Origin of the sequence: Mesorhizobium sp. ESP-6-4, from assembly GCF_020164735.1 — a bacterium.
Classification (GTDB): Bacteria; Pseudomonadota; Alphaproteobacteria; order Rhizobiales; family Rhizobiaceae; genus Mesorhizobium.
In genome coordinates, this window is sequence record NZ_JAIUGS010000011.1 from 1 (window position 1) to 20,058 (window position 20,058).

Below are 20,058 nucleotides of genomic sequence, written 5' to 3' on the forward strand. Positions count from 1 at the left end.
TGCTCACGTACTTTAAGTACGCTCCGCTCCGGTTCTCGGAAGCCACCATTTTCGACTCGGCCTGACCTGAATCTCAATGCACCTTGGCGACAGACTGTCAGCGCACCGCCAGCCGTCTCGCCCCTGTCCCCTCCTTGGCCAGCCGATCTTCCTTGTTCCTCAGCGGGCATTTGTCGATCGACATGCAGCCGCAGCCGATGCAATCGGTCAGGCCGTCGCGCAATTTCTTGAGCTGGGCGATCTTCTGGTCGAGCTCGTCGCGCCAGGCTGTCGAAAGCAGGTTCCAGTCCTCGCGGTTCGGTGTGCGCTCTTCCGGCAGCGACTGGAACGCCCGGGCAATGTCGGCAAGCGAGATGCCGACCTCCTGGGCGACGCGGATGATCGCCACGCGCCGAAGCACGTCGCGGCTGTAGCGCCGCTGGTTGCCCGAGGTGCGGTGGCTGCGGATCAGGCCGCGCGCCTCGTAGAAATGCAGCGCCGATACCGCAACGCCGCTGCGAACGGCCACCTGGCCGACCGTCAATTCCCTTACCGGAGCCATCTCGAACTTTTCCGCTTGACCTCAAGTTAAGTTGAGCTTGTAGCCAACAAATGTCGATAGGGCAATTGCAGGAGAAGGCGATGTGCGCCTGGGTGAGAATGACGCCGCGAGTGGAGCCTGCGCGCGGCAATGAAGAGGGGTTCGGGGTTCTAGCCGAGCTGGCGCAGCGCTTCGCCCGCGACCATGGCGACGGACAGCGCGACATTGATGCTGCGCGCTCCGGGCCGCATCGGGATGGTCAGTCGCGCATCCGCCGCCTGGTGGACCTGGTCCGGCACGCCGGCGGATTCGCGGCCGAACAAAAGGATGTCGCCGGCAGCGAAAGCAAAGTCGGTGTACGCGGTCGTGGCTTTGGTGGTGAGCAGCACGAGGCGGCGCGCGCCGGTCTTTCGCCACTCCTCGAAGGCGTGCCAGTCGGCATGGCGGGAAAGCGCCGCCATTTCGAGGTAGTCCATGCCGGCCCGTTTCAGCGCCCGGTCGGAGAGCGGGAAACCAGCCGGCTCGATGATGTCGACGCCGATACCGAGGCAGGCGGCGAAGCGCAGGATTGTCCCGGTGTTGCCGGCGATATCCGGCTGGTAGAGCGCGATGCGGAGACGATCGTTCATTTCCGTATCCTGCTAATAAGTGGCAGATCGGCCACAGGCGCCTGCGGCTTTCGGCGATTCCTGGACTGGCGGGTGGCCATTTTCTGCGAAGTCGAGTATATGCTCACCATCGTCAACCCGAACCGAAGGAGGGGGACCACATGATGACCATGCACTTCCAGCTCCTCTCCGGGGCACCCCTATGCCCACTGGCGGTTTCGGTACGACGATTCTTCTGACACTTTAAGTCCTCATCGCACCGATTCCCGCCGAACCCAGTTTTCGGCCTTCGAAGGAATCTTGCGATGTTTTTCAAACTGCCAAAGGGGCGCCGTGCCCCAGCTGAGCGTGTCCGGACCGACGCTAGTCGTGTCCCGGCCGATTCGATCCGCGCCTTCGGCCGAATGCCGATGATCGAGGACGCATCACCCTTTTTAACGCATTTGCATATGGAGGACGGACCAATGTTCGATCCCTACAAGATACCGGGGTCAAGAAGCCTGCATGAACGCAAGGTGGCTACCTGGGCGCTGCTGATCGGCGAGACCTATTCGTCGGCGGTACATGCCGAGGAACGGCGCAGGCCGCATCGCGGCATGCTGCCGGACGTCGATTTCTCGCGCGCGGTGCCCGATCACAGCCGGCCCACGCTGGTGCGCCGGATCATCCGCTTGATCCGGCCGGGCGACAGGAGCAGGGCTGGTTCCGCCCTTTCGTCCGGAAGTTCCGGGCCGTCAGGGACGTCAAACGAGCCTGTCGGCGAAATGCCGGCGAAACCCTATATTGCGCGGGACAGGGCCGGCGATGCGGATGATTCCGTATCGCCGGCCCGCAATGCCGCGCGGCCGCAAAGCCTTGCCCATCAATCCCGCGCCGCGTGAGCGCCTAGATAGTCGAGTGCCTGGAATGTTCCGCTGGTTTGAAAACAGGCTCGATCCGTTTCCCGCCGCGGAGCCGGTCGAGCCGCCGAAGACGCTGATCGCCTTCTGCGTTCATTATACGCGCGGCGTCTGGCCCTACATCGCCGTAGATGCGGTGCTGGTGGCGGCGATCGCCATCACAGAAGTGTGGATGTTCGGTTTCATGGGCCGCATCGTCGACTGGCTGTCGGCGCAGAACCGGCAAACGTTCCTGCAGACCGAGAGCTGGAAGCTCGCCGGCATGGCTTTCATCGTGCTGTTTGCGCTGCCCGGTACGGTGTGGCTGCGTTCGTTGCTCAACCAGCAGACGCTGATGGGCAATTATCCCATGCGCATCCGCTGGCAGGTGCATCGCTATTTGCTGAAACAGTCGATGGCTTTCTACCAGGACGAGTTCGCCGGCCGGATCGCCACCAAACTGATGCAGACCGCACTCGCCGTGCGCGACTTCGTCATGAAGCTGATAGATGTCCTCAACTACGTGATCGTCTACTTCCTCGGCATGCTGTTCATCGTCGGATCGGCGGATTTGCGGCTGGCCGCACCCTTGGGTGTGTGGCTGATCGGTTATGTCGCCTTGCTGTGGCATTTTATTCCGCGGCTGGGCAAAGTCGGCGAGGAGCAAGCCGACGCACGCTCGACCATGACCGGCCGCGTCGTCGACAGCTACGCCAACATCCAGACGGTGAAGCTGTTTTCGCACGCGCGCCGCGAGGCGACCTTTGCCAGGGAAGGCATGGCAGGCTTCCTCGACACCGTCTACCGTTCTATGCGGCTGGTGACGGTGCTTTACGGCCTGCTCTACATCTTGAACTCGCTGCTGCTGGTCTCTGTCACGGCGATCTCGCTGTGGCTGTGGCTCGGCCAGGCGGTGACGATCGGCGCAGTAGCCGTGGTCATCGGCCTTGTGCTGCGCATGTGGGGCATGTCGCAATGGATCATGTGGGAGATGTCCGTGCTGTTCGAGAATATCGGCACGGTGCAGGACGGCATCCAGTCGATCTCGCTGCCGCGGCTGGTCGAAGACAGGCCGGGCGCCAAGGACATCGCCGTCGCCCGGGGCGAGATACGCTTCGAGGACATCCGCTTCCATTACGGCAAGCAGAAGGGCGTTATCGAGAACCTGTCGCTCACCGTGAAGCCCGGCGAGAAGGTCGGCATTGTCGGACGTTCCGGCGCCGGCAAGTCGACGCTGGTCAATCTGTTGCTGCGCTTCTACGACCTGGAAAGCGGCAGGATTCTCGTCGACGGCCAAGAGATCGCTGCGGTGACGCAGGATTCTTTGCGCGCGCAGATCGGCATGGTCACGCAGGACACTTCGCTGCTGCACCGCTCCGTGAAGGAGAATATCCTCTACGGCCGGCCGGACGCGACCGACGAAATGCTCATCGAGGCGGCGCGCCGGGCGGAGGCGCTCGATTTCATCGGCGGGCTCTCGGACCATAACGGCCGCAAGGGTTTCGACGCCCATGTCGGCGACCGCGGCGTCAAACTGTCCGGCGGCCAGCGGCAGCGCATCGCGATTGCCCGCGTCATGCTGAAGGACGCGCCGATCCTCATCCTCGACGAGGCGACGTCGGCGCTCGATTCGGAAGCCGAGGCGGCCATCCAGGAGAACCTCTACAAGCTGATGCAGGGCAAGACCGTCATCGCCATCGCGCACCGCCTGTCGACGATCGCGGCGATGGACCGGCTCGTCGTCATGGACAAGGGGCACATCATCGAGGAAGGCTCGCATGAGGAGCTCGTCGCCAGGGGCGGGCTCTACGCCCAGCTCTGGCAACGTCAGTCGGGCGGTTTCCTGCTCGATGACGCGCCGGCTGAGCCCGATGCCAAGTCGCTTCGATCCGAGATGGCTGCGGAGTAACGCGATCGCGATTGCAGCAACTCCGTCCGGAATTGCGCAAAACAAAGACTTGGAGCGGCCCGGCGGTTCTGTGAGCCGTCGAGCCGCTCCGGCATCAAGGTTACGGCGATTGCGGGGAATCGATCCCGGGCGTAACCACGACCTCGCCAGAGGCCTGCTGGCGACCAGATCGGTTACCGGCGGATTTCCGGCGCGATGAGAGAAAAATGTTCGACCGCATCTTCACCTGGTTCGAAAGCCGTTATTCGCCGGTGGCGCTGGCCGACGACAGGCAGCCGCCAATGGGCCTTTGGCGGTTCTACTGGTATTTCATAAGACAGTTTCGCGCCGCCTATCGGTTGCGCATGATCATCGTTGCCCTCGCGGCGGTAGTGGACGCGATGCTGCCGATTTTCGTCGGCCTGATCGTCGGCCTGCTCTCCAGCACCAAGCCAGGCGATTTCTTTGCTGCGCACATGCCGTTGCTCGTCATGATGGCGATTGTCGTGCTGCTGCGTCCGCTGTCGATGGTTGTCGATGGTCTCATCCGCAACCACGCCATCGCGCCGAACCTCATCGACCTCATCCGCTGGCAGAGCCATTGGCACGTCGTGCGCCAGGACTGGTCGTTCTTCCAGAACGACTTCGCCGGCCGCATCGGAACCAAGGTCATGCAGAGCGGCGATTCGGTGGAGATGAGCGTCAACCTCACCGTCGATGCGGTCTGGTACGCGCTGGTCTTCGTCGCGGTCGCCATCGTCGTGCTGGCGCGGCTCGATACGCTGCTGCTGGCTGTGGTGGCGGTGTGGCTGGTATTCTACTGCCTCATCTTCTGGTCCGCGATGCCTAGGATCACGCAGCGTTCGTCCCAACTGTCGGAACGGTGGTCGCAGGTGAGCGGCCGCATGGTCGACAGCTACACCAACATCCTGACGCTCAAGACGTTCTCGACCGGCGAGCACGAAGACAAATATGTCTCGCACGCGGTGGTCGAGCATGCCCACACGTTTTACCAGCTGATGCGCGTTTTCACGCTGATGTGGTCGGCCCTGTTCGTCCTCAACGCGGCGCTGCTCATTGCCATAAGCTGGCTGGCGCTGGCCGGCTGGAACGCGGGGACCATGACTGCGGCAGCCGTGGCGACCGCGATACCGTTCGCGCTGCAGATCGCCAATATCTCCGGCAGGATCCTCGATGTCGGCGCCAACGTTTTCCGGCAGATCGGCGTTGCCAGCAATTCGATGACGACGATCGCGCGTCCCATCACCATGCAGGACAAGCCTGACGCACCGGCCCTCGCCGTGACCGCCGGCGGCATCGAGTTCGACCGGGTGAATTTCAACTACTGGCGCAAGGACGGCAAAGGCGGCGTCATCGACAATCTGTCGCTGAAGATCGCGCCGGGCGAGCGGGTCGGCCTGATCGGTCGCTCCGGGGCCGGCAAGTCGACGCTGGTCAATCTCGTGCTACGGCTGTTCGACGTCCAGGACGGCAAGGTGCTGATCGACGGACAGGACATCCGCCACGTCTCGCAAGAGAGCGTTCGCGCGGCGATCGGCTTCGTCAACCAGGACACGTCGCTCTTGCATCGATCCGTTCGCGAGAACCTCAAATATGGACGCCAGTCGGCCAGCGACGAGGCCATGTTTAGCGCCGCCAAAGCCGCTCAGGTCGACGATGTGATCGCGGCACTGACCGATCCGTATGGGCAGAGCGGCTATGAGGCGCTTGTCGGTGAACGCGGCGTGAAGCTGTCCGGCGGCCAGCGGCAACGCATCGCAATTGCCCGCGTTATGCTGAAGGACGCGCCGATCCTCATTCTCGACGAGGCCACGTCTGCGCTCGATTCGGAAGTGGAAGCCGCCATTCAGGAGAACCTCTACAAGCTCATGCAGGGCAAGACCGTCATCGCCATCGCCCACAGGCTGTCGACTATCGCGGCGATGGACAGGCTGGTGGTGATGGACAAAGGGCGCATCGTCGAGGACGGCTCGCATGGGACCTTGATCGCCAAGGGTGGGCTCTATGCCCAGCTCTGGCGGCGCCAGTCGGGCGGGTTCCTGCTCGAGGAAAAGCAGGCCGCCGACGATCTGGCGGCGAAAGGTGAAGCCGCGGAATGATGAAAGGCGTCTATCGCTGGTTCGAGGGCTGGGTCTATCCGTTCCGCGAGCCCGTGAATCTTCGGCCACCCGCCAGCGTCGGCGGCTTCCTGTGGCACTATGTCGGGCAGGCCAAGCTCGCCTTCTTCGCCATGCTCATCATCGGCGGCATCGCGCCGCTGGTCGAGGCAGGCCTGTTCTATTTCGTCGGGAGGCTGGTCGATATCCTCGACCAGTTGCCCGGTCAGCGCAGCTGGCACGCGCTGTGGGCGGCCGCCGGTCCCGAGCTCCTGTTCATGGGCGCCGTGGTGCTGGTCATCCGCACTCTGGTGGTCGGCCTGTCGGCGCTGGTCGACGAGCAGACGATCACGCCCGGATTCTACAATCTGGTGCGCTGGCAGGCGCACCGGCACGTCTCGCGCCAGTCCTATGCCTTCTTCCAGAACGATTTCGCCGGCCGCATCGCGACAAAAGTCTGGCAGGCGGGGCAGGCGACCGGCGACCTGATGGAGAGCTTCATCGAGGTGGTCTGGTTCATGATCGTCTATACGGTGACGACGCTCGCGCTGGTCGCCGGTCTCGATCTGCGGCTGGCGGTGCTGGTGGTGATCTGGATCGCTGCCTTCGGCTGGCTGGCGAAACTCTATCTGCCGGCTATCCGCAAGCATGCCGAGGCGACGGCCGAGGCGGGTTCGATGATCACCGGCCGCATCGTCGATTCCTACTCGAACGTGCAGACGTTGAAGCTGTTTTCGGCCGACGGCGACGATCGCTATATCCGCAGCGGCTTCGGCATCTATCTCGACGCGCTGCGGCCGTTCACACGCCGGCTGACCGGCGTGCGCATGGCTCTGACCATGCTCTCGGGCATCATGATTACGGCGATCGCCGCTTTCGCCATCTATCTGTGGGTCGAAGGCTCGATCACGGTCGGCGCCGTCGCCTTCACGCTGTCGCTGGTGCTCAGGCTCAACATGCTGCTTGGAAGGCTGATGATGCAGCTCAACGGCATCCTGAGGAATCTCGGCGTGCTGGAGAATTCCAAGGCGCTGATCTCGCAGCCGCTCGGCCTGACTGACGCGCCGGACGCCAAGGAGCTGGTCGTCGCCGGCGGCCGCATCGACGTCAGGAACGTCACCTTCCATTACGGCAAGGGGACCGGAGTGCTCGACGGCATCGACCTCGTCGTGCATCCGGGCGAGAAGGTCGGGCTGGTCGGCCCGTCGGGCGCCGGCAAGACGACCTTGGCCAACCTGATCCTGCGCCTCTATGACCTCGAGGGCGGCCAGATCCTGATCGACGGCCAGGACATCGCGCATGTGACGCAGAACTCGCTGCGCAGCAATATCGGCGTGGTCAGCCAGGATACCGCACTTTTCCACCGCTCGCTGCGCGACAACATCAAGCTCGGCATGCCGGACGCGACCGATGCGCAGGTGATCGCCGCCGCCCGGAAAGCCGAGGCGCATGACTTCATCCTAGGGCTGCGCGACAACCGCGAGCGCTCCGGCTACGAGGCCTATGTCGGCGAGCGTGGCGTGAAGCTGTCCGGCGGCCAGCGGCAGCGCGTCGCCATCGCGCGCGTCTTCCTCAAGGATGCGCCGATCCTGATCCTCGACGAGGCAACCTCGGCGCTCGATTCCGACATCGAGGCGGCGATTCAGGAGAACCTGACCAGACTGATGGAGAACAAGACTGTGATCGCCATCGCGCACAGGCTGTCGACCATCGCAGCGCTCGACCGGCTCGTGGTGCTGGACGGCGGCCGCATCGTCGAACAGGGCACGCATGACGAGCTGGTGGCGCTCGACGGGCTCTATGCGCGGCTCTGGAAGCGGCAGTCCGGCGGCTTCCTGTTCAACGAGGAAAGCGCGCTGGAAGAGACGCGGCCAGCGGAGTAGAACGGCATCATGTCGGTACGCATGCCTATGAATTTCGGACGGTCAGGCGCGCAGGAAAGCGCGCTCGATCTGCTCGGCCACGAAATCCTCGCCGAGAAGGCCGCAGCGCTCGGCCGCGCCGGCCGGCGTGTCGAGGAAACCCTTGCCAGATTGCGCGAGAGCGGCGAGGGCGAGCATCGCAACCGGCTGCTTAAGGAGGCGGCAGCGGCCGTCCATGCCTATTTCATCCAGCGCGAGCTTTGCGGTTTGCGCAAGCATGACGCCGTGATCCGCGAATACGACATCCCGCGCGCGGTGCTGGTCAGGCTCGGCGCCAGCTAGGCGATTTCCTGGCGAAAACGCGCCAATCGCGCAGCAAGGGCTCCGGGATTCTCGTCGGCGACGAAGTGGCCGCTACCCGGGATGATGTCGGCTTCGACATTGGATAGGCCCGCTGCCTTCAAGCCGTCGAGATAGTCGGCGATGTCGCCGGATTCGGCCGAGCCTCTGAGATAAAGAACCGGCTTGGCGATCGGCGTCGTGGATGGGTGGGAATTGACCTTGGCGTCCGCGGCAAAGGCGCGGTACCAGTCGAAGCCGGCCTTGAGGCTTTCCGGCCGCGAATAGGCCTTGGCATAGATGTCTCTGGCTTCCGCAGGGACCGCCGATTTTTCCTTCGAAAGAATATCGAAGAAGAAATCGAAATAGGCGCGCTCATGGCCGCTCACCAGTATCTCCGGCAAGGCCGGGATCGCATGAAAGGCGAAATGCCAGATACGCGGATCGCGGATGACATTTTGCCACGGCGCCACGCCGGGGATGACGACGTCCATGATCACCGCTCCGGACAAATTTTCGGGCTCGTCGCGCAACAGCGCGAAGACGATCTGGCCGCCGACGTCATGACCGGAGACGATGACCTGCCGCAAGCCGCAAACGGCGATCAGCCCCTTCATCAATCTGGCCAGATATGCCTTTTCTCCGGTCTCGGGCGCGCCGTGTGAACCGCCGATGCCCGGCAAGTCCGGCGCGACCACGCGCTGGTCGCCGGCCAGCTCGTCGATGATTGCCTCAAAAGCATGGGAGCTTTGCGGCCAACCATGCAGCAGCAGAAGGCCCGGCGCATCGGGCGGCCCTGCGTCCCGGATCGCGATAGCCAGCCCCTCGACCTCAACCGTGCGCTGTCGCATGCTTCATCTCCATCGATGCCAGATCGATGGAACTAGGCTGCAATCAGCCTTCGGACAGGCCCGGTCCGACGATCGGAAGAATCATTCCAGCCATTCGGTGATGAAGTGGCCGTTCTCGTGGATGTCGGTGCTTTCGAGCGGGCCAGGTCCGAGATTGGTGAATTTGTGCGGCGTGTCGGGCGGCACGATCAGGATCTGGCCGGCCGTGGCCTTGATCTCCTGGTCGCCGATCGTGAACAGGCCGGTGCCGGAACGGATGACGAAGATTTCCGCGTAGGGATGCTTGTGCAGGCGCGGGCCGCCGCCGACCGTCGGCTGATAGTTGAAGATCAGGCAGGAATTGGCACCGAACTGGCCGCATTGCAGCTCGCCTTTCCAGCAGTCGGGGGCGTCGGCCCAGCTGTCGCGTTCAATGACATGCGCCATGACGTCAGAATAGACCGGGCCAGGAGCCGATGTCGAGGCGAACACCGGCTCGATTGACCCCGGATTTCCCGCTGTTTCACCCTGTCCAGCGGCCTGGCGGGGACGCGTCGGCCTGGGCCGCCGCGCATCCCCGCGACAATCTGCCCTTGTGGTCTCACCCCGCTGGACAAAAACGGGCCGCACGCATAAACCGAACTCCAAATGCCGGAGGAATTCGCTAGCCTGTTCGCCATGCGCTGTCGGGCAGGTGCGATTGAGCGGGGACAAGGCTCGGCCTCCGGTTAGGAAGAGGCGAAAGGATCAGGCACCCGTGAGCGCAACCGATATCCACGATCCCAACCGTCGCGATTTTCTCTACGTAGCCACCGGCATGGCCGCCGTTGTCGGCGCCGGAGCCGTCGCGTGGCCGTTCATCGACCAGATGCGCCCCGATGCCTCGACCCTGGCACTGGCTTCGGTCGAGGTCGATGTTTCTTCACTGCAGCCCGGCAGCTCGCTGGTCGTCAAGTGGCGCGGCAAGCCGGTGGTGGTGCGCAACCGCACCGAAAAGGAAATGAAGGACGGCGCGGCCGTCAATCTCGCCGATCTCAAGGATCCGATCGCACGCAACGCCAACCTGCCGTCCGACGCGCCGGCGACCGACGCCAACCGCACCACGCCCGGCAAGGAAGCCTGGATGGTGATGGTGCAGGTCTGCACGCATCTCGGCTGCATCCCGCTCGGCCAGGAAGGCGATTTCGGCGGCTGGTTCTGCCCGTGCCACGGATCGCAATACGACACCGCCGGCCGCATCCGCAAAGGCCCGGCGCCGGAGAACATGGCGATCCCGGTATTCAAGTTCATTTCCGATACCAAGATCCTTATCGGTTGAGGCAGGGGACATTTCGATGAGCGAGGGACACTCGACCTATACGCCCAAGACCGGTATCGAGCGCTGGTTCGACGCCCGCATGCCGCTGCCGCGGCTGGTCCATGACAGCTTCGTCGCCTATCCAGTGCCGCGCAACCTCAACTACATGTGGACGTTCGGCGGCATCCTGTCGATCATGCTGGCCGCGCAGATCCTGACCGGCATCGTGCTGGCGATGCACTACACCTCCGACACCAATCTCGCCTTCGATTCGGTCGAGAAGATCATGCGCGACGTGAATTCGGGATGGCTCTTGCGCTATCTCCATTCCAATGGCGCCTCATTCTTCTTCGTCGCCGTCTACATCCATATCTTCCGCGGCCTGTTCTACGGCTCCTACAAGGCGCCGCGCGAGCTCTTGTGGATCCTCGGCTGCATCATCTACCTCCTGATGATGGCCACCGGCTTCATGGGCTACGTGCTGCCTTGGGGCCAGATGAGCTTCTGGGGCGCTACCGTCATCACCGGCTTCTTCAGCGCCATTCCGCTGGTGGGGAACTGGATCCAGGAACTGCTGCTCGGCGGCTTCGCCGTCGACAATCCGACGCTGAACCGCTTCTTTGCGCTGCATTACCTGTTGCCGTTCATGATCGCCGGCGTGGTCGTGCTGCACATCTGGGCGCTGCATGTCGTGGGCCAGTCGAACCCGACCGGTATCGAGGTCAAGTCGAAGACCGATACCGTGGCCTTCACGCCCTACGCCACCATCAAGGACGCGTTCGGCATGATCGTGTTCCTGTTCGTCTTCGCCTATTTCGTCTTCTACCTGCCGAACTTTCTTGGCCATCCGGACAACTACACGGTCGCCAATCCGCTGAAGACGCCGGCCCACATCGTTCCGGAATGGTACTTCCTGCCGTTCTACGCGATCCTGCGCGCCATCACCTTCAACATCGGCCCGATCAACTCCAAGCTCGGCGGCGTGCTGTGCATGTTCGGCGCCATCGCCATGCTGTTCCTGGTGCCGTGGCTCGACACTTCCAAGGTGCGCTCGGCGGTCTATCGTCCATGGTACAAGCTGTTCTTCTGGCTGTTCGTAGCCGACGCCATCCTGCTCGGCTGGCTGGGCTCGCAGCCGGCGGAAGGCAGCTATGTGTTCATGGCGCAGATGGCGACGCTGTTCTACTTCGCCTTCTTCCTGGTCGTCATGCCGGTGCTCGGCCTGATCGAGACGCCGCGCAGGCTGCCGAACTCGATCACCGAGGCCGTGCTTGAAAAGAAAAAGGGCAGCGGACATCCGGCACGCGCTGCCGTCGCGCCGGAAATCACGGGCTGAGAATCTGAGGGGATTTTGGGTATGAAGAAGATTCTCACCTCGCTGGCGCTGCTTGGCCTGGTGGTCGCGGGCACCGCCGCCATCGCCGCCGAGGAGGAACACAACGCGGCCGCTCCGACGCATTTCCCGATCAACGAACCGAAGGAAATGAGCTGGAGCTTCGCCGGTCCGTTCGGCACCTATGACAAGGCGCAGCTGCAGCGCGGCCTGAAGGTCTACAAGGAAGTTTGCTCGGCCTGCCACTCGATGAACCTGGTGGCCTTCCGCACGCTGGAAGGGCTCGGCTATTCGGAGGCGCAGATCAAGACCTTGGCCGCCGAATACACCATCCATGACGGCCCGAACGATGCCGGCGACATGTTCGATCGCCCCGGCAAGCCGTCGGATCACTTCCCGGCGCCGTTCCCGAACGAGCAGGCCGCGGCATCCGCCAATGGCGGCGCCGCTCCGCCGGACATGTCGCTGCTTGCCAAGGCGCGCGGCGTCGAGCGCGGCTTCCCGCGCTTCATCTTCGACATCTTCACCCAGTATGCGCAGGGCGGCCCGGACTACATCCACTCGCTGCTCACCGGCTACGACCAGACGCCGCCGGCCGGCATGGTGATCCCGGAAGGCACGCACTACAACCCGTACTTCCTGTCCGGCGTGTCGTTGAAGATGCCGAAGCCGCTCTCGGACGGCCAGGTGACCTATGACGACGGCTCGCCGCAGACCGTCGACCAGTATGCGCGCGACGTCTCGGCCTTCCTGATGTTCGCGGCCGAGCCGCATCTCGAGGATCGCAAGAAGACAGGCTTCCGCGTCATGATATTCCTGCTGGTCTTCGGCGCATTGGTCTACATGACCAAGCGCAGGGTCTGGGCCGACGTGGCGCACTGAGGCGGCGTCGATCGCAAGAATTTTGAAAGGGCGCCACAAGGCGCCCTTTTGTATTTCGGCGCGCGCAAACCGGGGCGTGTCACATGACCGTCATCGCTCGTGGCGATCCTGCCTCGCACTCACCAAAGGATCGCACCCATGAAAAGATATGCATCGCTCGCGGCGGGTTTCCTGCTGCTTGTCACCGGATATGTCGCCCATGCCGATGAGGCCCAGCCTTTCGTCACCAGCAAGGACATTGACCTGACGATGATCCTGCCGCCGCCACCGGCCAATGACTCGCCGGAAACCAAAGCCGAGCTCGGCGAGGTGCTGACGCTGCAGGTGACGCGCACGCCGGAAATGGAAAAGCGCGCCATCGCCGACGCCGAGGAGAATATCTGGCGCTTCGCTGATGTCATGGGCCCGAATTTCAACAAGGAGAAGCTGCCGAAGTTCAGTGCCTTCTTCGATCGCGTCGTGGCGACCGAAGGCGCCGTCGTCGATCCCGCCAAGGATGTCTGGAAGCGGCCGCGGCCGCATCAGCTCAGCGATCTGGTCAAGCCGGTCGTGAAGCTGTCCAGCTCCGGTTCCTGGCCGTCTGGTCATGCGACGGTCGGCACCATGATGGGCATCGTCCTTGCCGACATGGTTCCCGAAAAGCGCGTCGAGATCATGGCGCGCGCGGCCGAATTCGCCCACAACCGCGTGGTCGGCGGCATCCATTATCCGTCCGACATCGAGATGGGCAAGATCTCCGGCAGCGTGATCGCCGCGGTCCTGCTCAACCGTCCCGATTTCAAGGCCGAGTACGAAGTGGCGCGCTCCGAGCTGCGCTCGGATCTCGGCATGTAGCCGTTCGGTAGCGCCTGCTTTTCGAAGGGCGCCTTCGCGGGCGCCCTTTTTCATTATGGCCGAGGCCGATCGGTGCCGATCCTTTGCCGGATGTGCTTGTCTCTGGCGCGACATCGCGGTAGCCCTTGTCGGTCGCGTCGGGCAGCAAAGGCCGACGCCGCCAAATCCGACAGCCGGACACGCGGAAAGCCTCGATGAAATCCTCCCTCGAAGACACGCTGCTTGCGGCCATCCGCACCATTCCGGACTACCCCAGGCCCGGCATCCTGTTTCGCGACATCACCACGCTGCTTGGCGACGCGCGCGCCTTCCGCCGCGCCATCGACGAGCTGGTCCATCCCTATGCCGGATTGAAGATCGACAAGATCGCCGGCATCGAGGCGCGGGGCTTCATCCTGGGCGGCGCCGTGGCGCACCAGCTTTCGGCAGGCTTCGTGCCGATCCGCAAGAAAGGCAAGCTGCCCTACGAGACGGTGCGCGTCGCCTACAGCCTCGAATACGGCCTGGACGAGATGGAGATGCACAAGGACGGCGTCTCGCCGGGGGAGAAGGTGATCGTGGTCGACGACCTGATCGCCACCGGCGGCACGGCGGAAGCCGCGGTGAAGCTGCTCAGGCAGATCGGCGCCGACATCGTCGCCGCCTGCTTCGTCATCGACCTGCCGGACCTCGGCGGCCGTCAGAAGCTGGAAGCGCTAGGCGTGCCGGTCAGGACGTTGATCGGGTTCGAGGGGCATTAGGAAGTAGTGAGTAGTGAGTAGTGATATCGGTGTTCTATGGCGAACGTTCGAATTTATCCGCACTCACTACTCACTACTCACTACTCACTACTCACTACTCACTACTCACTTCACTACTCACGCCACCTTCACCAGAACGGCGCTGTCGAACTCAATCACCTTGTCGCCGGTCGAATCGAAACCTTCCGAACGCAGCGTCAGCAGGTTCCAGCCTGGGCGCCCGGCGAGCGGGCGGTGCGCCTGCGCGGTGCGCGTGAAAGTCACGGTCTCGCCGGCGTAGACCGGCTTCAGCCACTTCAAATTGCGGAAGCCGGGCGAGGGGCCGAACTCGGGCCGCGGACCGGGGCCTGTCCAGCGCACGCCCTCGGTCTCCATGCGCTTTTCGAGATTGTATTTCATCCAGGTGGCGGCGGTGTGCCAGCCTGAGGCGCAGAGCCCGCCAAGCACGCTCTTCTTTGCCGCCTCTTCATCGACGTGGAAGATTTGCGGATCGTATTTGTTGGCGAACGCCTTGATCTCGTCGGCTTCGAATTTATGCGAGCCGAGCGTGACGGTCTCGCCAATCAGGAAATACTCGTCCAGGGTCATGACAGGTCCCTTGCGGCATCACGCGCGAGGAACATGCCGGTGTTTTCGAGTTCGAAGACGCTTTCGCCGCGCTGGTTGACGAGCTCGCTGCGCATGGTGACCAAGCCGAGCTGCGGCCTCGATTTCGACTGGCGCTTGGAAAGTATGGTGAGCGTGCCGGTAAGCCTGTCGCCGGCCAGCACCGGCTTCTTCCATTTCACATGCTCGATGCCGGGCGAGCCCTGCGAGGTCGAATCGAGCAGGAAGGCATCGCACAGCATGCGCATGAACATCGCACAGGTATGCCAGCCCGAAGCCGAAAGCCCGCCGAGGATGCTCGCCTTGCCGGCTTCCTCGTCGAGATGCATCGGCTGCGGATCGAACTCCGAAGCGAATTCGATGATCTCGGCGGCACTTACGTCCTTGCTGCCGAGGTCGAGCGAGGCGCCTTCGGCGAAATCCTCATAAGCCCAGGTTTTTCCGGTCATGTCGGCAATCCGGTTGACGAACACGATCCCGAGGATCGGAAAACCCGGATGCCGGCCCAAGTCGATTTGGTCAAGTGATTTCTGGTAAGCCAGCCGTCGCCGGCCAAGTCCGTCAGAGCCAGCCGCGGCGGCGGAAATACCAGAAGGGCAGGATCGCCGAGACCACCATCAGGGCGATGGCGAAGGGGTAGCCGAACTCCCATTTGAGCTCGGGGATGATGTCGAAGTTCATGCCGTAGATCGAGGCGACCAGCGTCGGCGGCAGAAAGATGACGGCGGCGACCGAGAAGATCTTGATGATGGCGTTCTGCTCGATCGAGATCATGCCGAGCGTGGCATCGAGCAGGAAGGAGATCTTCTGCGACAGGAAGGTGGCATGGTCGGCGAGCGAGAGCACGTCGCGCGACAGCGTCTTGATGCGGGCGCGCACATCCTTGCTCATCTTGGTCTGGTCAGCGACATGGGCGAGAAAGCCGGCCAGGCGCTGCAACGAGATCAGGCTGTCGCGGACCGAGGAAGCGATGTCCTCCTTGCGGCCGATGCCTTTCAGGAGCTCCTGGAAATCGCGGTTGCGCTTCGAGGCCTTGGTCGAGCGCGCCTCGAAAATGTCGCGCGAGATCGTTTCCACCTCGCGGCCGGCGCGCTCGAGGATGTCGGCCAGGCGATCGACGATCGCCTCGAGGAGGCCGATCAGGATGGTGTCGCCGCTGGTGCAGCCGGTCGCCACCTTTTCGGCGCGCTGCGGGAAAGTCTTGAAGGCCTTGGGCTCATGATAGCGGATGGTGATCAGCCTCTTGCCGGCGAGCGCGAAGGTTACCGGCGACATCAAGGGATCGTCGGCCTCGGTCTGCGCCGGCAGCACGGCGGTCATGAAGTAGCCACCGTCCTCGATATAGAGCCGGCTCGAAATCTCGATCTCTTCCATCTCCTCGCGGGTCGGGATGGCAATGCCCAGCCAGCTCTCGATGCGCGCCTCTTCCTCCTTGGTCGGGTTGAAAAGATCGGCCCAGACGACCCTGTCGCCATCCGCCGCAAGGTCCTCGGTAAGACGCAGGCGATCATTGTCCACGACGAAGGTCTTTATCATCGCCGGGTCTCCCTGGAGATCAGGTGTTGAACTTGAACAGCATGATGTCGCCGTCCTGAACCACGTATTCCTTGCCTTCGTCTCGCGCCTTGCCGGCTTCCTTGGCGGCCGCCTCGCCGCCCAGCGTGACGAAGTCGTTGTAGGCGATCGTCTGGGCGCGGATGAAGCCGCGCTCGAAATCGGTGTGGATGACGCCGGCCGCCTGCGGCGCCTTATCGCCCTTGTGGATCGTCCAGGCGCGCGTCTCCTTCGGTCCGACGGTGAAATAGGTGATCAGATGCAGGAGCTCGTAGCCGGCGCGGATGACCTTGTTGAGGCCCGGCTCATCGAGGCCGATCGAGGCAAGGAATTCCATTTCCTCCTCGTCGGAAAGCTGGGCGACTTCAGCCTCGATCGCCGCCGAGATTACAACCGTGCCCGCGCCCTGCGCGGCCGCCATCTTCTCCACCGCCCTGGTGTGCTCGTTGCCGGTGGCGGCGTCCGCCTCGGCGACGTTGCAGACATAGAGAACGGGATGCGAGGTGAGCAGATTCAGCCCCTGCAGGATGCGCAGGTCCTCCGCGGTGATGCCGTTGAGCAGGAAGCGCGTCGGCTTGCCGGCCTGCAGAAGCTCGAGCGCGGCCTCCATCATGGGCAGGACGGCCATGGCTTCCTTGTCCTTGCCGGCGGCGCGCTTGCGGATCTGGGCGATGCGGCGCTCGAGGCTTTCGAGGTCGGCGAGCATCAGCTCGGTCTCGACCGTCTCGGCGTCGGCGACAGGGTCGATACGGCCTTCGACATGGGTGATGTCGTCATCCTCGAAGCAGCGCAGCACGTGCACGATGGCGTCAACCTCGCGAATGTTGGCGAGGAACTGGTTGCCCAGCCCTTCGCCCTTGGAGGCGCCGCGCACCAGGCCGGCGATATCGACGAAGGAGATGCGGGTCGGGATGATCTCCTTCGACTTGCCGATCGCCGCGATCTTCTGCAGGCGCGGGTCAGGCACCGCCACCTCGCCGGTGTTCGGCTCGATGGTGCAGAAAGGATAGTTGGCGGCCTGCGCGGCGGCCGTCCTGGTCAGCGCGTTGAACAGTGTCGACTTGCCGACGTTGGGCAAGCCAACGATGCCACATTTGAAACCCATGTTCGTCCAATCCTGTCGGAAATCGATTTTGGTGAGGGCTATGGGCGATAGGGGTGACGAACGTCAAGCCCCATGCCTTTATCGTGACAGGGCCTAAAGCGCGTCGCGATCTTTTAGATTCGCTCCCTGCGCTTTAGGCTTTTGATTTTGCGCATGTCTTTACCCCGAAACCGGTTCCCACTTTCGGGAGACATGCTTTAGTCCTTGCCAAAGAGCTTCTTCAGCATGGCAGCCATCGGGCCGCTTTCTGGGAGCTTTGCCGCTGGCTGCTGCGGGCGCGCCTGGCGGACATGGCTTTGCTGCTTCGGCGCCTTGGGCGGCGGGCGGTCGTCGTCGCCGGTCGGCACAAGCTTGTCGCGCAAGGCGAGCGTGACCCGGTTCATGAACGAGCTGTCGTCGCCCTTGGCGAGCAAGCCGGCAGCGTCGGCGATTGCGTCCAGCAGGACATCGAGCCACTCGCGGTCGGCCTTGGCGAAATCGCCAAGCACATGGCCATGCACCATCTCCTTGACGCCGGGATGGCCGACGCCGATGCGCACCCGGCGATAGGCGTTGCCGACATGCTGGTCGAGCGAGCGGATGCCGTTATGGCCGCCGGAGCCGCCGCCCACCTTGACCCGGAGCTTGCCGGCAGCAAGGTCGATCTCGTCGTAGAAGACGGTGAGGGCGGATGGTTCGAGCTTGTAGAAGCGCAGCGCTTCGCCGACCGACTGTCCGGAGAGGTTCATGAAGGTTTGCGGCTTGATCAGCAGGATTTTTTCGCCGCCGAGCGTGCCTTCTGAGACCAAGCCCTGGAATTTTCTCGACCAGGGCGAAAAGGAATGGCGGCGGGCAATCGCGTCCGCCGCCATGAAGCCGACATTGTGCCGGTTGTTTTCGTATTTCGCGCCCGGATTGCCGAGGCCTGCAAAGACAAGCATCGCCGCCTCCAGACTTAGAGCACGATGCCGAAAAGTGGGAAGCGGTTTTCGGAAAACATCATGCTCTATTTCTTTGGTTTAGAGCCGGATGAAATCATCCGGCTCGGAGAATTACTTCTCTTCGGCCTCCGGGGCCGCCGTCTCTTCCACAGCTTCCGTGGTCGCTTCCGTCTCCGGCTTCATCGCCGACGAGCCGGCAATGGTCGCGATGGTGAAATCGCGATCGGAGATGACCGGCTTGACGCCGGCCGGCAGCTTGACCGCCGAGATATGGATCGAATCGCCGATGTCGGTGCCGGTGAGATCGACGGTGATGAACTCCGGGATCGCGTTGGCCGGGCAGTGGAACTCGACTTCGTGACGAACGATGTTGAGCACGCCGCCGCGCTTGATGCCTGGCGACTTGTCTTCATTGATGAAGTGGACAGGCACGTCGACATTGACTTCGGTGTCCTTGCCAATGCGCAGGAAGTCGACATGGACAGGAAAATCCTTGACCGGGTCGAGCTGGAAATCCTTCGGCAGGACCTGGATCTTCTTGCCGTCGACATCGATCGTGGCGATCGTGGTCAGAAACCCGCCGCCATGGATCTTGTAGAAGATGTCCTTGTAGTTGAGCGCAATTGCCAGGGGAGGCTGCTTGTCGCCATAGATAACTGCAGGCACTTTACCGTCGCGACGAACTGCACGGGCGGACCCCTTACCGACCTGTTCGCGCGCTTCGGCTTTCAGCTCATAAGCATCGTGGCTCATGGCATTTCCTTTCGCGTGTTGTGGAGCGTTCGCGGCCGGCAAACCCGTCCGTAAACGTCGAAAGCCGTCGCGGCCTTGCACGATCTGTCGATGCGTTTGGCGATCCAAAAGCGTCTAGGGGATCATGCAGGCCTGGCCGGCCTTCCTCCGCGTTGCCTCCAAGGGTGTCTACGCGGGTGGCGGCTCTATAGCGGAAGGCGGGCAAGGGTGCAAGCGGTTGGCCGGGCGGGTTGCGGGCGGTTTCCGGTGCCGAAAGGATAAACCGGAAATCCGACTTGCGGCAAATGTAGGAACGCGCAGTTCTCAGCCGTCCTGCGGGCATGTGGCCAAATCCATGGGGACCAATATGAAGCTTCTGTTCAGCCGCAATCCCAATCCTCGCCTCGCGGTCGCGACGGCGCGCCATCTCAAGGCGGAGATCGCGTTCGAGTTCGCATCGCCCATGGCGCCGGGGCAGGCCGAACGCTATCGCGCGCTGAACCCCAATCTGACCTTGCCGATCCTGGTCGGGCCGGGATGGAGCCTTTGGGAGACCGACGCCATCGCCTGCCGGCTTTCGCGCGAGACGCATTCGGATTTCTGGCGCGGCGGGCAGGACGAGCCGGACATGATCCGCTGGATCAGCTGGGGCAAGGAACGGTTCGCTTTCGCTTGCGACATGGTGCATTTCGAGCGTGGGACCAAGCAGCGCTATGGGCTTGGTCCTATCGACCGCGCGCTGGTCGAGGAGGGACTGAGGCAGTTCCACGCCGCCGCCGCGATCCTCGAGCCTGAGCTTGCCGGACGCGATTGGCTGGTCGGCAATTCCGTCTCCTATGCCGACTTCCGCATGGCGACGTTCCTGCCTTTCAACGATGCCGCCCGATTGCCGCTCGACGACTACCCGTCTATCCGCCGCTGGTATGGCCGGCTCGAGGCGATCGATGCCTGGCGCGACCCGTTCCAGGGACTTCAGGCGCCTCCACTGGCTCCGGTCAAGGTCGAGGCCTGAC

At 63.1% G+C, this 20,058-nt stretch carries 21 protein-coding genes; 11 read left to right on the forward strand and 10 right to left on the reverse strand.

What is annotated here, in order from left to right; translation table 11 throughout:
* Window positions 1-97: 97 nt before the first annotated feature.
* Together soxR and LB523_RS19430 are read right to left on the reverse strand one after the other, a co-directional pair.
* Entirely contained in the window at window positions 98-541 is a 444-nt protein-coding gene (soxR, locus tag LB523_RS19425) for a redox-sensitive transcriptional activator SoxR (protein WP_140838707.1), read from the reverse strand.
* Window positions 542-690: 149 nt separating this feature from the next.
* The gene (locus tag LB523_RS19430) at window positions 691-1,149 is read right to left on the reverse strand and encodes a tRNA (cytidine(34)-2'-O)-methyltransferase (RefSeq protein WP_095766501.1); all 459 of its coding nucleotides are present in this window, start codon (window positions 1,147-1,149) and stop codon (window positions 691-693) included.
* Between the two features lie 443 nt (window positions 1,150-1,592).
* Here LB523_RS19430 and LB523_RS19435 point away from each other — a divergent pair, with 443 nt between their 5' ends.
* From LB523_RS19435 to LB523_RS19455, 5 genes are all read left to right on the forward strand, one after another.
* Entirely contained in the window at window positions 1,593-2,009 is a 417-nt protein-coding gene (locus LB523_RS19435; RefSeq protein ID WP_224606058.1) for a hypothetical protein, read from the forward strand.
* Window positions 2,010-2,034: 25 nt separating this feature from the next.
* Complete coding sequence (locus tag LB523_RS19440) at window positions 2,035-3,915, forward strand: ABC transporter ATP-binding protein (protein ID WP_224524602.1); 1,881 nt, start codon at window positions 2,035-2,037, stop codon at window positions 3,913-3,915.
* 206 nt (window positions 3,916-4,121) lie between these two features.
* Window positions 4,122-6,014: an ABC transporter ATP-binding protein gene (locus tag LB523_RS19445; RefSeq protein ID WP_224606061.1), complete on the forward strand. Its 1,893-nt coding sequence runs from the start codon at window positions 4,122-4,124 to the stop codon at window positions 6,012-6,014.
* Window positions 6,011-7,894, forward strand: coding sequence for an ABC transporter ATP-binding protein (locus LB523_RS19450; protein WP_224606064.1), 1,884 nt, complete (start codon window positions 6,011-6,013; stop codon window positions 7,892-7,894). The genes LB523_RS19445 and LB523_RS19450 overlap by 4 nt, the downstream gene beginning before the upstream one ends.
* A gap of 9 nt (window positions 7,895-7,903) precedes the next feature.
* A complete protein-coding gene (locus LB523_RS19455) occupies window positions 7,904-8,215 on the forward strand; it encodes a DUF6665 family protein (protein WP_140838699.1) in 312 nt (103 codons plus the stop codon).
* Here the strand turns inward: LB523_RS19455 and LB523_RS19460 are convergent.
* Window positions 8,212-9,063, reverse strand: a complete 852-nt coding sequence (locus LB523_RS19460; protein WP_224606065.1) for an alpha/beta fold hydrolase — start codon at window positions 9,061-9,063, stop codon at window positions 8,212-8,214. The genes LB523_RS19455 and LB523_RS19460 overlap by 4 nt on opposite strands.
* A gap of 81 nt (window positions 9,064-9,144) precedes the next feature.
* Complete coding sequence (locus tag LB523_RS19465) at window positions 9,145-9,489, reverse strand: cupin domain-containing protein (RefSeq protein WP_224543187.1); 345 nt, start codon at window positions 9,487-9,489, stop codon at window positions 9,145-9,147.
* A gap of 310 nt (window positions 9,490-9,799) precedes the next feature.
* Between LB523_RS19465 and petA the strand changes: the two genes are divergently transcribed.
* The 5 genes from petA (at window position 9,800) to LB523_RS19490 (ending at window position 14,128) form a co-directional block, all read left to right on the forward strand.
* Window positions 9,800-10,360, forward strand: coding sequence for a ubiquinol-cytochrome c reductase iron-sulfur subunit (gene petA, locus LB523_RS19470; RefSeq protein WP_095766509.1), 561 nt, complete (start codon window positions 9,800-9,802; stop codon window positions 10,358-10,360).
* A gap of 16 nt (window positions 10,361-10,376) precedes the next feature.
* Complete coding sequence (locus LB523_RS19475; protein WP_224606067.1) at window positions 10,377-11,675, forward strand: cytochrome b; 1,299 nt, start codon at window positions 10,377-10,379, stop codon at window positions 11,673-11,675.
* A 21-nt stretch (window positions 11,676-11,696) separates the two neighbouring features.
* On the forward strand, window positions 11,697-12,554 hold the full coding sequence (locus LB523_RS19480; protein WP_224524619.1) for a cytochrome c1: 858 nt from the start codon (window positions 11,697-11,699) through the stop codon (window positions 12,552-12,554).
* 138 nt (window positions 12,555-12,692) lie between these two features.
* Complete coding sequence (locus LB523_RS19485; protein WP_224606069.1) at window positions 12,693-13,388, forward strand: acid phosphatase; 696 nt, start codon at window positions 12,693-12,695, stop codon at window positions 13,386-13,388.
* 194 nt (window positions 13,389-13,582) lie between these two features.
* Window positions 13,583-14,128, forward strand: coding sequence for an adenine phosphoribosyltransferase (locus LB523_RS19490; protein WP_095766724.1), 546 nt, complete (start codon window positions 13,583-13,585; stop codon window positions 14,126-14,128).
* Window positions 14,129-14,245: 117 nt separating this feature from the next.
* Here the strand turns inward: LB523_RS19490 and LB523_RS19495 are convergent, their stop codons facing one another.
* The 6 genes from LB523_RS19495 to LB523_RS19520 all read right to left on the reverse strand — a co-directional run bounded on the left by LB523_RS19495 (window position 14,246) and on the right by LB523_RS19520 (window position 19,066).
* Window positions 14,246-14,716 (reverse strand): MaoC family dehydratase, encoded by a 471-nt coding sequence (locus LB523_RS19495; protein WP_224606072.1) that lies wholly within the window; start codon window positions 14,714-14,716, stop codon window positions 14,246-14,248.
* The gene (locus tag LB523_RS19500) at window positions 14,713-15,183 is read right to left on the reverse strand and encodes a MaoC family dehydratase (RefSeq protein ID WP_224543181.1); all 471 of its coding nucleotides are present in this window, start codon (window positions 15,181-15,183) and stop codon (window positions 14,713-14,715) included. Before LB523_RS19500 ends, LB523_RS19495 begins: the two co-directional genes overlap by 4 nt.
* A 112-nt stretch (window positions 15,184-15,295) precedes the next feature.
* Window positions 15,296-16,270: a magnesium/cobalt transporter CorA gene (gene corA, locus LB523_RS19505; RefSeq protein ID WP_140543249.1), complete on the reverse strand. Its 975-nt coding sequence runs from the start codon at window positions 16,268-16,270 to the stop codon at window positions 15,296-15,298.
* Between the two features lie 19 nt (window positions 16,271-16,289).
* The gene (gene ychF, locus LB523_RS19510) at window positions 16,290-17,393 is read right to left on the reverse strand and encodes a redox-regulated ATPase YchF (RefSeq protein ID WP_224606074.1); all 1,104 of its coding nucleotides are present in this window, start codon (window positions 17,391-17,393) and stop codon (window positions 16,290-16,292) included.
* Between the two features lie 197 nt (window positions 17,394-17,590).
* Window positions 17,591-18,313: an aminoacyl-tRNA hydrolase gene (gene pth / locus LB523_RS19515; RefSeq protein WP_095766517.1), complete on the reverse strand. Its 723-nt coding sequence runs from the start codon at window positions 18,311-18,313 to the stop codon at window positions 17,591-17,593.
* A gap of 111 nt (window positions 18,314-18,424) precedes the next feature.
* Window positions 18,425-19,066, reverse strand: a complete 642-nt coding sequence (locus tag LB523_RS19520; RefSeq protein ID WP_224606076.1) for a 50S ribosomal protein L25/general stress protein Ctc — start codon at window positions 19,064-19,066, stop codon at window positions 18,425-18,427.
* 346 nt (window positions 19,067-19,412) lie between these two features.
* Between LB523_RS19520 and LB523_RS19525 the strand changes: the two genes are divergently transcribed.
* A complete protein-coding gene (locus LB523_RS19525; protein WP_224606078.1) occupies window positions 19,413-20,057 on the forward strand; it encodes a glutathione S-transferase family protein in 645 nt (214 codons plus the stop codon).
* The last annotated feature ends 1 nt before the right edge of the window (window position 20,058 follow it).